Source organism: Bacillus sp. ISL-41 (genome assembly GCF_018613235.1).
GTDB lineage: Bacteria > Bacillota > Bacilli > Bacillales > Cytobacillaceae > Mesobacillus.
The window spans coordinates 1-15,165 of the sequence record NZ_JAGGQP010000001.1 but is presented as its reverse complement, the minus strand read 5'-3'; the positions used below and the strand labels follow the sequence as shown (position 1 = coordinate 15,165).

The following is a 15,165-nucleotide window of genomic DNA, read 5'->3' as shown; positions in this document are numbered from 1 at the left end:
GGAGGACGGGTACATGATCCATGCCCATATGACAGCCTGGTTTTTGGCTTTGGTTTTATTCTTTGTAGCACTTGGTCTACATAAAAGCGGTAAGGAAAAGGGCGCGAAAATTGTCCAGATGGTCCTTAGATTGTTTTACGTGCTGATTCTATTGACTGGCTTCTGGCTTCTTTTCAGCATCAATATCGGCCTGATGTATGTGCTGAAAGCAGCAGTAGGCTTGTGGGTAATCGCAATGCTGGAAATGATCTTAATCCGTACAAAAAAGAACGAAAAAGCGTCTGTATTGTGGATTCAATTCATTGTCGCAGTTCTTCTTGTACTGTATCTAGGTTTTTCACTTCCGCTTGGAACGTATTTGTTTTAATATCGAAATTGTCGAAAGAAAGCTGTCTTTATAGGCAGTTTTTTCTTTTTTTGTCATATCTTAACCCTATCAAATGTGATAATTTAAGAGATAGGGATATTGGAGAAATATAATTAATTGGAGAATGCAATGGCTACGACAAAAAGCTGCGTTTACGAAAATGACCGACAACTTAATAGCTTTATAGAGGGCAATTCATTCAAGGGCCACCGCAATCTATTGGTTCAGATTTTTTACAGTCATAAAGAAAAAAGAAGGCTTCAACACCTTGAGCAGCTGCTTAAAAACCAGCTTCCCGTTTCTGCTGTGTTGAATTGTGAAGCAGGGGACTGCTTTACAGAAGAGAAACAGTGTATCGTATCTTTTACTGTTTTCGATAAACAAGAACTCAATCCTATTCTGCAAGATCAGTACACCATCAACACATTGAACAGCCTTGTAGAGACCTCACAACAAGACATCCTTCACCTTAACGAAAGCCTCAAAGTTTCCGAGCAATACTACCGTTCGCTGTTTGACAACAATGGAGATTTTGTCTATTCGACAGATTTGGCAGGCAATTTTACAAGTATTAATCAGGCATTCATGAAAACCTTTGGCTACAGCGAAAAGGAGCTTATCGGCAGGTCCGCGCTCGACTTTATCAACAAGGAAGATGTGCACCGAGCCAAAATGCATTTCATTCAGGCGCTTAAAGGAGACGGTCAGACTTATACAATCGAAATTCCAATCAAGAGCGGAGAAACCCAGATTTTTCAGATCAAAAATATTCCGATTACGATAAATGGTACATGTGTCGGAACGTATGGAATTGGCCGGAATATTACCATCCAGAAAAAAACAGAGGAAAAGATTATCCAGCTTGCATATTATGACCAGGATACGGGATTGCCGAACAGGATGAGGTTCACCGAACAGCTCGAGGAAATGATTCAACGTGCCAGGCATAAAAAAGAACTGCTTGCCGTACTTGTCATTGATATTGACCGCTTCAAAATCATTAATGACAGTCTGGGGCATTATGCCGGCGATATTGTGTTAAAAGAGCTGGCGGAAAGAATTCAGGATCGACTACCGGCAGGAGCTTATCTTGGCAGGTTCAGCGGCGATAAGTTTACGCTGATGCTGACAGAGAATGTCAGCATCGATCAAACGACAAGAACTGCTAGGGAATTGCAGAATCTTATATCAATGCCCTTGTTTTACGAGAACCAAGAGTTCATCGTCACGGCCAGCATTGGGATCAGTTCCTTTCCGGGGGATGGCCTTGATGAGCAAGTATTGCTGAAAAATGCTGATATTGCGATGAACCGTTCGAAAAATCAAGGCGGGAATAAAATTACTTACTTCTCAACCGGAATGAACGATCAGGCAATGGTCCGGCTTGAGCTTGAAAGCTATTTAAGGAAAGCGCTTCAAAAAAATGAATTCCATCTTTGCTACCAGCCGCTCATGGACTTGAAATCCGGGGAGATTACCTGTACAGAAGCACTTATCCGCTGGCAGCATCCGCATCTTGGATTGGTATCGCCGGCACAGTTCATTCCTCTTGCTGAGGAAACCGGATTGATTGAGGAAATCGGGGAATGGGTGCTGACCACAGCATGTGTCCAGACGAAAGAATGGCAGCAGAATGGATTCCCGAATCTCGGTATCTCGGTAAATGTATCCGCCTATCAGTTCCAGCAGCATGCTTTTATTGGACAGGTGATTAAAGCTTTGGAGACTTCACAGCTTGAACCGGTATTCCTTTCCCTGGAACTGACAGAGAGTGCAATGCTGAAGGATATAGCCTATAGCATTTCGGTTATGAAATCGTTACAGGAACTTGGGGTAAAGGTTTCGATTGATGACTTCGGGACAGGATATTCCTCTTTAAGTTATTTGCGCAATTTGCCGATTGATACGCTTAAAATCGATCAATCATTCATCAATAACCTTCATGACGACCCATCTGATATTGCGATCGTCAAGGCAATCATCACTATGGGCCAGGGTCTTTCCGTTAAAATTGTCGCAGAGGGCGTAGAAACATATGAACAGCTGAATCTTTTGAGGGATTTGGACTGCCATTACGCACAAGGCTATTACATTCAAAAACCCATGGACATTGCGGCCTTTGAAAAAGGATTCAGGACGATGGAGAAAGTGGAATATACGATAAGATAAAAATCAGAGCCTGCACAACTGTGCGGGCTCTTTGCTTATTGGATGAGAAAGTATAAAATTTTCACTTAGATTAGTGTCTAGCTCCAGCGCCTAGCCCCTCGAGACGTTTCGGTCCTGCCAATGAAGTCAAAGAGCGACTTCACTGTCAAGCCCTCCAACGCTTGTCGGGGCTTACCAAGGCCCTTGCGCTTTTCTTATGAAATCCTCTCGATAACGGTCCGTTTCCCGTTGTTCAAGGTCAATTCGAATCTGTCATTTTGAGTTTCAAAGTAATCAAAGTGGTGCTGGACACTGCAGATGTATTCTTCATTATCAAGAATTAAAAAATTGACTCCTGAAACCCCTTTTTCGTGATCAAGGAAGGTCAGGTGGTTATAGCAATAAATGCAATCATAGATTGAAAAATTGAGCGAATTCAATGTATTGATAAATTGGACAAACGCTTCATCATTAAGCTCATCAAGCAAACGCTCGAACGAATAGATCAGCTGTTTCCTGATTCTGATCATTTCCTGATCCTGCAAAGTGATTTTTTCGTTGCCGGTCTGAATGCTGCCGTTATCCAGCAAAAAACCCTTGCACCATTTATTGTTTCGCTGCACTTCAACCTCTTGATGGATGAATTCATCGATAAGTGCAGCCTCTTCTGTTTCTTCATCAAAGAAAACCCATTGTGAATTAATATATTCTACTGAGCCGGCATTAAATGCCCGGGGCTGGAATTCAATTAGATTGCTTCGTTGTTGTCGATTCATTTGGATCCTCCGTTAATTATCGCTCACCTTCTTTGTAGACAGATTTTGGCGAATTTATAACATAATCTAAAAGATAGGCAATTAACCAGTTGAGATGTATTTGCATAAGATGAGTAATGCTTAAGCAATGGTCAATATTCTGAAAGTGCTTATTGTCATCAAAAAGTTCCGCTGAAAGGAATGATCAAAAAATGTGTGGAATAACTGGCTGGGTAGATTATCGTAAAAATTTGGATCATGAACGTGAGACCATGGCAAAGATGGCGGAAACTTTAAGTAAAAGAGGTCCCGACGATACAAATATATGGACTTCGGGGCATGCTGGGCTGGGTCATAAAAGGCTGGTAGTTGTCGATCCTGAGGGCGGCAAACAGCCAATGACCAGAACACAAGGAGATAACCGTTATACCATTTGTTATAACGGAGAACTTTATAATACGGAAGACCTCAGAAAAGCACTGCTATTAAAAGGATATTCTTTTAGCGGTCATTCTGATACAGAGGTTTTGCTTACTTCTTTCATGGAATGGAAAGAAAACTGCCTGGAACATTTAAATGGGATTTTTGCCTTTGCTGTATGGGATCACCAGCAGGAACAGCTGTTCATCGGCCGCGACAGGCTTGGCGTGAAGCCGTTATTTTTCCTTGAAACAGCATCTGGTCTTATGTTTGCTTCTGAACAAAAGGCGCTGCTAGCGCATCCAGATGTGAAGACTGAGGTAGGCAGGGAAGGACTTTGTGAGGTGTTTGGGCTTGGGCCATCCCGTTCTCCGGGGGCTGGTATCTTTAAGAACATGAAGGAGCTTCGGCCGGGTCACGGACTGATTTTTTCAAAAAATGGGCTGAAAATCTGGAGATATTGGAATGTGAAGAGCGAGGAACACACTGATAGCCTTGAAGAAACAGCTGAAAAGGTCCGGGATTTGTTCACGGATGCTGTCACAAGACAGCTCGTTTCAGATGTGCCGCTGTGCACATTTCTCTCAGGGGGCTTGGATTCAAGCGCCATTACCGCAATTGCTGCTAACCATTACAAGTCAGAGGGAAAAGGAAGCCTTCATACCTATTCCATCGATTACGAAGGCAATGACAAGTATTTCAAGGAAAATGAATTCCAGCCAAATGCAGATGCCTTCTGGATCAATAAAATGACAGAAACATATGGCACCATTCATCATGACAGTATTATTTCACAGCATGATCTGGCAGACTTTCTGACAGAAGCTGTTCATGTCCGGGACCTGCCGGGAATGGCAGACATCGACTCCTCGCTCCTCTGGTTCTGCCGTGAAATCAAACAGGATTTTACAGTAGGACTTTCTGGAGAATGTGCAGACGAAATCTTTGGGGGCTATCCATGGTTCCACAGAGAGGAAGATTTGAATAGACCAGGGTTCCCGTGGATGCGGTCGATTAATGAGCGTCAAAACATGCTGAGGGACCACTGGCGGAAGAAATTGAGTCTCGAAGAATATATGATGGCAAAATACAACGATACAATTGCAGAGGTTCCAGTGCTTGATGGCGAGAATCATAGCGATGCTAAACGGAGACAATTATTCTATCTAAATATTATCTGGTTCATGACAACGCTGCTTGACCGCAAGGACCGGATGAGCATGGGGGCGAGCCTGGAAGTGAGGGTGCCTTTCGCCGACCACCGCCTTGTCGAATATGTCTGGAACATTCCATGGGAAATGAAGATGCACGGCAACAGGGAAAAAGGAATCCTGCGCAAAGCATTGGAGGGAACATTGCCTGATGAAGTTTTGTACCGGAAAAAGAGTCCATACCCGAAGACTCACCACCCGGCATATACGCAGGCAGTGCAGGGGATGCTGTCAGATTTTATGGCTGATTCGAACAGCGCGCTGCATGAATTCTTCGACAGGGCCACACTGCAAAAAATGATAGAGTCCGAGGGTGCATCCTTCAAAGTGCCATGGTTCGGCCAACTGATGACAGGTCCGCAGCTGTTGGCTCAGTTAGCACAAATTCATATCTGGTTCAGGGACTACAATATCAATATAGCAGACTAAAAAAGCAAGCCCGAAAATTGGGCTTGCTTGAATTTTTTATATTTTTAGGCCTCTGACTGATGCGCCCGTCCCCTGTTCGGATATGTGGCTTTTTCCAGATGAAATGATGATCTATTTTATAAAACGATAAAATTAGCTTTTATGTATCGAAAAATTCTGTAAAATAAAAGAGATAGCTGCAGCGGAACTGAGCGGGATGAGCCCATAGGATTTGTTTGTGAAATGATAGTGAAAGCGTTTACGGATTGGAATACATAGATTTAAGGCTGGATGGAAGAACAAGAAAAAAGGAGGGTTCTTTAACATGTGGGATAACAGGGTGACGGAATTATTGAATATTGAATACCCAATCATACAAGCACCAATGGCAGGAGGGGTAACAACCCCGGAACTGGTGGCATCAGTATCAAACGCTGGCGGTCTTGGCATGGTCGGTGCAGGATATATGGAACCAGGACAGTTGAGGAGTCAAATAAGGGAGATCAAGAAGCTGACGGACAAGCCATATGGAGTGAATGTGTTTATTCCAGGCGATTTTCGAGTTTCAAAATTTGATTTCGACTTGGCCTACAACAGGCTCCAGCCTTTTCGTGATGAGTTGTATATAAAGGAAGAAGTCCCAGTCCTTCCGGATCCCCTGGAGGATCATGTCAAATTCGCTCAGCTGCTGGACGTCATCATCGGAGAAAAAGTCACTGTCTGCTCCTTTACCTTTGGCATTCCTGCGGAAGAAGTCATCTCAAAGTTAAAAAGTGAGGGGGTTATCCTCGTTGGAACTGCCACAAGTGTAAATGAAGCGGAGATGAATGAAAAAGCCGGAATGGATATCGTCGTCGGACAGGGAAGTGAAGCGGGCGGGCATCGCGGTACTTTTTCAGAAAATGGCGGAGATCATTTATTAGGAGTAATGTCGCTGATTCCCCAGATAACAGAGAGAGTATCAATACCAGTTATTGCTGCAGGAGGGATCATGAATGGAAAAGGGGTTATAGCCTCGCTCTGTTTGGGGGCAGATGGAGTGCAAATGGGAACAGCTTTCCTGACCTGCAAAGAGAGCGGTGCCCATAAAGTATACAAAGAAGCGGTTCTCCAGGCATCCGATTCAGATACTGTCCTGACCCGCGCTTTTTCAGGGAAATGGGCCAGAGGAATCAAGAATCAATTCATCAAAGATATGGAGGAAAGTCAGGTTCACATTCCTGATTATCCAGTTCAAAATAAACTGACCACTCAAATAAGGAAGGCGGCAGCCTCACGGAATGACAGCCGGTTCATGTCTCTTTGGTCGGGGCAAAGCCTAGGACTGGCAAAGAACCAAACCGTTAAAGAGCTGTTCAGAGATATTGTAACTCAAGCTGAAGAAATAAAGGCATCATTTTGAGTAACAGGTAAATCGCCCGGGTCATCATAAGAATGATATGTTCTAAGGTTAATATATAAGTTGAACTTATAATTACACATTGAATGAAGCGGAAGGTGCGTAGACTCCTCTGAAAATGCTAACGCATTTCCATCGTGCGTGGGCAGGTTCGAGGATGTAATTCAATGTCCTGCGGGATGAAAGGTCAGTGGGAGACCCCACAGGCGCTAGCGCCGAGGAGGCTCCCAGGCCGCCCGCGGAAAGCGAAGCACCTGGAGCGAAATGAAAAGCTAAACTTTCTAGTTCAACTTATATAGATTAAGATTACCAGCTAAGTAATGGACAAGGTGGCCTTTATTTGCACCCATCGTCCAGGATGTATATCAATTCAGTTCATCTAAAGGATGGCTTTATATGAGAATGAGTTTAAGGACTAAAATGTTAATTATGTCTTTTCTTGTGGTTTCAGGCTCTATTTTTACCAGCGGATTAATCATGGTTTATAGTATTTCGGATGCTTTCGAGAAAGAGCTTGGTGAGCGGGCGACAGCCATAGCTAGAACAGTTGCACAAATGCCCAGTATCCGAAATAATGTCGGAAAACCAGGAGGAGAAACTATTATCCAGCCGTTTGCGGAACGGACAAGGCTGGCTACAAATGTGGACTATATTGTGATTATGGATATGCACCGCATCCGGTACTCACATCCATCAGAAAGCCTTATTGGCAAGGAGTTTGTCGGTGGGGATGAGAAGGCATCGTTGTCAGAACATGAATATGTGTCAAAAGCGAAAGGGACATTGGGCAATTCGGTGAGGGCTTTTGTCCCGATTATGGATGAGGAAGGAGTTGTCCAGGTCGGGGTAGCCGTTGTCGGGATCCTTACTCCAACTTTCCAATCTCTTGTAGCCCAGTATCAGAATGATCTCTTCCTTTCTCTCATATGGGGAATGATGATTGGACTGTTCGGTTCTTTGTTTCTGGCAAATAATATTAAGAAACAAACTTTTAATCTGGAACCCTATGAAATTGCCAGGCTGGTCGAGGAACGTTCTGCAGTCATGCAGGCAATGGATATGGGGATTATCGCCGCTGATGAAAACGGGAAAATTACTTTTATGAATCGTCTGGCTAAAGAATACATGTTCAATGACTCAAAAAAAGAAATAACCAGGGACAATGGCCTGGCAGAGCTTCTTCCTAATTTAAATGACAGTATATCAAAGGCCCTTCATAACACTCAGTCCCTGGAAATTGTAAATAGGAGCATGAATATATTTAATAAAATTTACCTTGTATCTCTCTATCCAATTTCTGTTAAGGGCCGGCCGGCTGGCTCGTTCATTACAATGGTGGACAAGACTGAAGCCAACCTTCTGGCTGAAGAGCTTACAGGAGTGAAAACGCTGGTGGATGCCTTAAGGGCGCAGAATCACGAATATATGAATAAGCTGCATAGCATTGCGGGGTTAATTCAATTGGAAAGGACCGAAGAAGCCCTCAATATTATAATAGACGAAACAACTGATGAAGAGGATATGATCCAATTTCTGAAGGATTCAATATCGGACTATTCTATTTCGGGCTTGCTTTTAGGAAAAAGAGCAAGGGCACGGGAGCTTGGAATCCAGTTTCATTTTGACAAGCAGAGTTATCTGCATCACCTTTTGGATGGTTTCAGTCCAGGCGATATAATCACAGTCCTGGGAAATTTGATTGAAAATGCCTTTGAGGCATATTCGCCAAAAGAAAAGAATAAAATCGTCGAATGCTTTCTTCAGGGTGATGAAAGTCATTTGATGATTATGGTACGGGACAAAGGGAGAGGCATCAGGCCTGAAGACTGGAACAATATATTCACATATGGTTTCAGCACTAAGGCGAAGGAAGGCAGAGGGATTGGTCTCGCGCTTGTCAAGCAAATTGTCGAGACTCAGGGTGGAAAGGTCGACATAGTATCCGAAATCAACAAAGGGACAGAAATAACCATTGAAGTGGAAAGAAGGGGAGAGAATGATAAAAGTTTTTATAGTTGAAGACGATCCAATGGTTCTCGATGTGAATATTGGATTCCTGAAAAGGCTACCCTTATTCCAATTATGCGGTTCAACTGCCTTGGGAGCAGAAGCAGTCAAAGAGATTCAAGAGCTAAAGCCGGATCTGGTACTGCTCGATATGTTTTTGCCGGATTTATCCGGCATGGAAGTAATGAAATCGATAAGAGAACGGGATATCCCTACGGATGTCATCATGATCACTGCAGCAAGGGATGCCCAGACCATCCACGATTTTTTTCGGTTAGGTGCGGTAGATTATCTTGTGAAGCCCTTCCGTTTTGACCGATTCAAATCGGCGCTTGAGGCATACGAGAAAATGTGGAACAAATTAAATGCCTCACCCAGCTTGAAGCAGGAAGACATCGATGAATTCAAACAATTGCAGGGACAGGCAGAATACTTGCCAAAAGGTCTGAGTGAAAAAACACTGAAGCAGATTTTATTAGCATTGATGGAACAGAACGAACCCGTTACGTCCGAAAGCCTTGCAAACGTTTTGGGGATGGCACGGGTAACGGTAAGGCGATACTTGGAGTATCTCGTACAATCGAAGAAAATCAGAGTACATATCCAATATGGAAGTGTCGGACGGCCAAGTCATTATTATTTTATTTAATTAAAATCTTTCATATTTTAAGACCAAAAAGACCAAAAAGACCATTATGGTCTTTTTCTTGTTGAAGCAATGGAAGCGCTTTATAATTTGAATTATCAAAATATGGACAAAAAGTTTTCATCAAAATGTCAATATTTTGCCAAGAATGCAGGAAGGGGCAAGTTGAACCAGTGATTCATTACCTTTTCCGGACAAAGTCAAGAATGATTTTAATTATGGTATTCCCACTGCTTTTTTTAACTTTGTCCTCTTGCCAAACGCAGAAAGTGGCGGTTGATCACGAGCAGCTTAGCAGGGAAGAGAGAATCGTCATTCGATTTTCTCATATCGTCGGAGAAAAAACTCCAAAAGGAATGGCTGCCAGGAAGTTTGCCAGCCTGGTCAAAGAGAAGTCAAACGGGTTTGTCGAGGTCCAAGTATTCCCGAATGGTTATCTTTATAAGGATGGAGAGGAAATCGAGGCGCTGCTGAGGGGTGACATCCAGATGATTGCTCCTGCCACAGCAAAAATCAGCTCATCTGTGCCTGAGTTGCAAGTCCTTGACTTGCCTTTCGCATTCCAGGACACCGATGAGGTACATGACTATCTTGAAGGGGATGTCGGAGACGAACTATTGAAAGGGCTCGAGAGGGAAGGTTTTTATCCATTGGGCATGTGGGAAAATGGATTCAAGCAAATGACCAATATATCAAAACCGCTCGTCCAGCCTGAAGATTTCCGGGGATTAAGGTTCCGAATCATGCCAAGTGAGATAATCAGGCAGCAATTTCTGGAACTGAAAGCAGAATTGCAAACCAATTCTTTCAATGAGGTGTATCAATTACTGGAGAAAAACGAGATCGATGGCCAGGAAAATACATACTCCAACATCGTCAGCAAAGGAATCCATTCCCAGCAGAAGTATATGACAGTCAGCAATCATGGCTATCTCGGGTATGTCGTATTGTTAAAGAAAGAATTCTGGGACCAGTTGCCTGAAGATGTGCAGCAAATCCTTCAGGAATCCATTAGGGAGGTTACTGCCTGGGAAAAGAAGATGGCCAGGAAGTTGAATGATGAGAGTTTAAAAGAGTTGAAGAATTGTGGATGTGTTGAAATCCACTATTTATCAGAAGAAGAAAAAGAAGTATGGGAAGAAGCTCTCAAGCCGATATACCAGAGATTCACCAATCGGTTTGGAGCAGAATTTATAAAACAGCTTCCGAGGAACAAAGGGGTAGAACACTAACACCAGGCTCTGTTATAGGCTAGGGTAATGCTGATTTTGCCAGCAAAATGTCTTTAGAGCCAAATAGCTAAAAAAATTTAGGGGGAAATACAATGAATTTCAATTGGAAAAAGAAAGCGATCGCTGCAGTTGCTGGATTGTCAATAGTTTTGACATCTGCCTGCGGAAATGGGGGAGGCAGCGAGACGAGCGGTGAAGCAGCTGAAATCAAATATCAGGATTATCCAAAAACCGTTAAGATTGGAACTGCTTCACAGGGAGGCACTTATTTCATTGTTGGTGGAGGTTTAGCCTCATTATTAGAACAAAAGCTGGATATTACAGCTAATGTTGAAGTAACAGGGGGACCTGTCCATAATATGCAATTAACCCAGGCGGGCGAACAGGATATCGGTATGGTAACACTAGGTCCCGCTTATGAAGGATATACAGGAACCGGCGAATGGACTGGCGGAAACAAGATGGAGGATGTCCGAATTGTTTTCCCAATGTATACGACACCGATTCATTGGTGGGCTTTAGAAGAATCAGGGGTTAAGAAACTTGAAGATATTAAAGGCCAACGTGTTGGTGTTGGACCGGCAGGAGGAACTTCTGGTACCTACGTTCCATTAATTCATGAAGTTTTGGGATTAGATACTGATAATGTCCAGGCTGGCGCAAGTGACATGGCTTCCCAGCAGATGGATGGGCAGCTTGACATCATCGGATATGCTGCAGGTATTCCTATTTCTGCCGTATCTGAAATCGAGGTTCAAAGGAAAATCAATTTCTTTGGAATCGATGGGGAAATGAGGGATAAGGTCACCGAAAAGTTCCCATACTTCTTCCCGTTCACGATCCCTGCCGACACATACACGACCCTGGATAAAGACATCGAAACAATTGCCATGTTCAACTTTGGAATTGTGCGTAAGGATGCAAATCAGGACTTTGTTTATGACCTGGTGAAAGCTTATCATGAAAATCATGACATGCTGGTAAAAACCCATGTATCAATGGAAGAAGCTGTAGAAGAAGCGATAAAGATTAATAAAGATGTTCCGCTTCATCCAGGGGCAATTAAGTATTACGAGGAAAAAGGAATTGAACTGCCGGAATCAGTCTATCCGCCAGAAATGAATAAAAAGTAAAATACTAGCCTATCCCCTTTTATGGGGATAGGTGTATTTAAGAAGGTAGGTATAAAAAATGAGCAAGGAAAAAACAGAGCAAACTGAATTGATCAATAAGCCTGTCCTCGAGATGCTTGAAGAAGCTGAAGAGGAGGAACAGGTTGAAAGTGCCACCGAGGCACGAAGGTTCACTGGCTGGACTAAGATCCTTTTCACCACGATTGCTGTAATCGGAGCGCTGTTCCATTTGTATATTTTAAACTTTCACCCGATTGATCCATGGCTATTCCGAAGCGCCCATTTACTGTTTGGAGCGGTTCTTGGCTTTATGCTCTTCCCGGGGTGGAAGAAAGCGAATGGAAAGATTCATATTGTCGATTGGGTGCTTATCCTGGCAAGCATCGGTATCTTTATCTATATATATATGAATTTAAAACTATTGCTTTTCCGATTTGGTGTCCTGCCGACAACAATGGACTTTATTGTGGCATTGGCAGGAATATTGCTGGTCCTTGAGCTTACAAGGAGGACAAGTGGGTGGACGCTTCCGATCCTGGCAGGCATATTTATTCTTTATGCCTTCGTCGGTCCGTACCTTCCAAGCATCCTTAACCATAGCGGCTATAGTATTGAACGCTTTACTACCTATATTTATGGTCTTGACGGTGTATTCGGAGTCACGCTCGACGTTTCGTCCAAATATATTTTGCTTTTTATTATTTTTGGAGCGTTTTTACAGATGTCGGGTGTAGGACGCTACTTTATTGATTTTTCTTTTACGCTTGCAGGAGGCATGCGCGGAGGCCCTGCTAAAGTAGCCGTCATTTCCAGCGGATTGATGGGAATGATGAATGGTACATCAGCAGGAAATGCGGTTGCAACCGGTTCGTTGACGATACCTTTGATGAAGCGAGTAGGCTATAATGGCCGATTTGCTGCAGCAACAGAGGCAACTGCTTCGGCTGGGGGTCAGATCATGATCCCAATCATGGGAGCGGGGGCTTTCCTGATGGCCGAAATTACTGGGATCCGCTATAGCGAAATTGTTATTGCAGCGACCATTCCGGCGATATTATACTTTCTGTCTGTCTATTTCATGGTCGATTTTGAAGCAATCAAAAAGGGCATGAAGGGAATAGCAAGAAAAGATCTGCCAAGTCTGAAAAGCATTTTGAAAAAGGCCTACTTGTTTGTGCCAATCATCCTGTTAATCGGAATGCTGCTAAAAGGATACTCTGTCATCATGTCGGGAACATACAGCATTCTGGCATGTCTCGCTATCAGCTGGGTTGGCAAGGAAACGAGAATGGGAATAAAGAAGGTGCTGGAAGCTTTAGAACTTGGGATGAAAAACACAATTCAACTCTTAGCAGTTTGTGCAACCGCCGGTATTATCGTCGGGGTAATCGCCTTGACAGGTGTTGGCCTAAGATTCAGCTCCATGCTCTTTTCAGTGGCCGGAAACAGTGAATTCCTCGCTCTCTTGTTCGCTATGTTCATTGCGATTTTCCTCGGAATGGGCATGCCGACAACAGCAGCCTATGCCGTGGGTGCTTCCGTTGTTGCACCTGGATTGGTTAACCTGGGAATTGAACCACTGTTTGCGCATATGTTCGTCTTCTACTATGCTGTTATGTCAGCCATCACACCGCCAGTCGCTTTGGCAGCCTATGCGGCAGCTGGAATTGCAGGCACTGATCCGATGAAAACGGGAGTGGAAGCATTCAGACTAGGAATTGCAGCATTCATCGTGCCTTTCATGTTTATCTACAGCCCGCAATTATTGATGGTAGGAAGCTTTATGGAGATTTCCATTGCTGTAACCACTGCAGCCATCGGTATTTATCTGCTGTCAGCCAGTGTCCAAGGCTGGTTTGCGGGACGGCGTGCCATTTGGGTCACGAGGGTTTTGCTAGTCATTGCTTCCCTTCTATCAATTGATTCTGGCTTAAAGACAGATTTAATCGCGCTTGTGATCATTGCGTCGGCTGTTGCTGTCCAGCTGATCATCGTGAAAAAAGAGGCAGATAAAACACTGGCAGTCTAAGTCCAAGTGTTATAGCAAATTGGGGAAGGAGGGATCAAGGAGACCGATGGAATCCTTGATCCTTTTTTTCTTACTAATCATATTTCCAACAGGTAGCGAGGGTTCTGTAGCGAAAACTGCTGCACTGCCTCTTTAGCATCTATGTTAAAAATAACAGTTACATATTAAGAATAGCAGGGAGAGATATAAGATGAACCAATTAGATATATCCGTAATACCAGGTGATGGAATCGGCAAGGAAATCGTTCCTGCGACTCTGCAAGTCTTAGACACACTCGCCGACCTTCATGGCGGGGTGAAGTTCCGTTACCAAACACATCCATGGAGCTGTGAGTATTATCTTGAACATGGCCGGATGATGTCCGAAGACGGAATGGAGCAGCTTAAACAAACAAATGCCATTTATCTTGGCGCGGTCGGTAATCCCCAACTTGTTCCTGACCATATTTCTTTATGGGGCCTGCTGATTAAAATCCGCCGTGAATGCGAGCAGGTGATCAATTTCAGGCCTGCGAAATATATTGAGGGAATCAAATCCCCGCTTGCAGAACCTAATCATTTTGACTTTATTGTCGTCCGTGAAAATAGTGAAGGAGAGTATAGTGAATCCGGAGGGAGAATTCATAGCGGTCAAGATGAAATCGCGATCCAAAATGCCATTTTTACCCGTAAAGCGACGGAAAGGACAATTCGCTATGCCTTTGAGCTGGCGCAGGGAAGAAAGGGCAGGGTCACGAGTGCAACCAAATCAAATGGAATTGTCCACAGCATGCCATTCTGGGATGGAGTCTTCAAAGAAATCAGCTCTGAATTCCCGGGGGTTGAAACAGAGAGCAATCATATTGATGCTTTATGTGCCTTTTTAGTATCAAAGGCCCACCATTTTGATGTCATCGTTGCCAGCAACCTTTTTGGCGATATCCTTACTGATCTGGGAGCAGCAATCATGGGGAGCATAGGCATCGCACCGGCAGCGAATATCAATCTGACTGGACAATATCCATCCATGTTTGAACCTGTGCATGGTTCTGCGCCGGATATTGTAGGCCGCGGAATAGCAAATCCGATCGGGCAGCTCTGGACCGCAAAAATGATGCTCGATCACCTTGGACTGAAAGAGCTCGGTGCGGTATTGCTGCGTGCAATCGAAGAATCAATCTCTGAAGGAGTAAAAACGCGAGATATCGGCGGTTCTTCAAATACTGAGGAAGTCATCACCCATATTAATTCAAAGATTCTATCCTATTAAAAGGGCAACCCGGTTCATCACCCAAATTGGAAAATAAAAAAACTCCCGGCTGGAATTCAACATTCCAGCCGGGAGTTTTTAATTATTAATGTTTGCGAGATAATAGTACCCTTATGTAGCAGCATCGCTTCCTATAAGGGTACAATTAAGGGCTAATCGTA

The 15,165-nt window shown here is 43.8% G+C and carries 11 protein-coding genes; 10 read left to right on the top strand and 1 reads right to left on the bottom strand.

The annotated features are described in order from the left end of the window. Positions 1-13: 13 nt before the first annotated feature. Together J7I80_RS00055 and J7I80_RS00050 are read left to right on the top strand one after the other, a co-directional pair. Positions 14-367: a YisL family protein gene (locus J7I80_RS00055; RefSeq protein WP_214735394.1), complete on the top strand. Its 354-nt coding sequence runs from the start codon at positions 14-16 to the stop codon at positions 365-367. Positions 368-496: 129 nt separating this feature from the next. Next, entirely contained in the window at positions 497-2,536 is a 2,040-nt protein-coding gene (locus J7I80_RS00050) for a sensor domain-containing protein (protein ID WP_214735392.1), read from the top strand. A gap of 194 nt (positions 2,537-2,730) precedes the next feature. Here the strand turns inward: J7I80_RS00050 and J7I80_RS00045 are convergent, their stop codons facing one another. After that, complete coding sequence (locus J7I80_RS00045; protein ID WP_214735390.1) at positions 2,731-3,291, bottom strand: DUF2777 domain-containing protein; 561 nt, start codon at positions 3,289-3,291, stop codon at positions 2,731-2,733. Positions 3,292-3,482: 191 nt separating this feature from the next. Between J7I80_RS00045 and asnB the strand changes: the two genes are divergently transcribed. The 8 genes from asnB to J7I80_RS00005 all read left to right on the top strand — a co-directional run bounded on the left by asnB (position 3,483) and on the right by J7I80_RS00005 (position 15,004). Then, on the top strand, positions 3,483-5,330 hold the full coding sequence (gene asnB / locus J7I80_RS00040; protein WP_214735387.1) for an asparagine synthase (glutamine-hydrolyzing): 1,848 nt from the start codon (positions 3,483-3,485) through the stop codon (positions 5,328-5,330). Positions 5,331-5,634: 304 nt separating this feature from the next. Beyond that, entirely contained in the window at positions 5,635-6,711 is a 1,077-nt protein-coding gene (locus J7I80_RS00035; RefSeq protein WP_214735385.1) for an NAD(P)H-dependent flavin oxidoreductase, read from the top strand. 393 nt (positions 6,712-7,104) lie between these two features. Further along, positions 7,105-8,727: an ATP-binding protein gene (locus J7I80_RS00030; protein ID WP_251027505.1), complete on the top strand. Its 1,623-nt coding sequence runs from the start codon at positions 7,105-7,107 to the stop codon at positions 8,725-8,727. Then, positions 8,705-9,364 carry a response regulator gene (locus J7I80_RS00025; RefSeq protein WP_214735382.1) on the top strand — a complete coding sequence of 220 codons (660 nt, stop codon included), beginning with the start codon at positions 8,705-8,707 and terminating at the stop codon, positions 9,362-9,364. The genes J7I80_RS00030 and J7I80_RS00025 overlap by 23 nt, the downstream gene beginning before the upstream one ends. Before the next feature lie 170 nt (positions 9,365-9,534). After that, the gene (locus J7I80_RS00020; protein WP_353050066.1) at positions 9,535-10,593 is read left to right on the top strand and encodes a DctP family TRAP transporter solute-binding subunit; all 1,059 of its coding nucleotides are present in this window, start codon (positions 9,535-9,537) and stop codon (positions 10,591-10,593) included. Positions 10,594-10,685: 92 nt separating this feature from the next. Continuing rightward, complete coding sequence (locus J7I80_RS00015) at positions 10,686-11,726, top strand: TAXI family TRAP transporter solute-binding subunit (protein WP_214735378.1); 1,041 nt, start codon at positions 10,686-10,688, stop codon at positions 11,724-11,726. Between the two features lie 58 nt (positions 11,727-11,784). Next, positions 11,785-13,755, top strand: coding sequence for a TRAP transporter permease (locus J7I80_RS00010; protein ID WP_214735376.1), 1,971 nt, complete (start codon positions 11,785-11,787; stop codon positions 13,753-13,755). 190 nt (positions 13,756-13,945) lie between these two features. Continuing rightward, entirely contained in the window at positions 13,946-15,004 is a 1,059-nt protein-coding gene (locus J7I80_RS00005) for a tartrate dehydrogenase (protein ID WP_214735374.1), read from the top strand. Positions 15,005-15,165 lie beyond the last annotated feature (161 nt).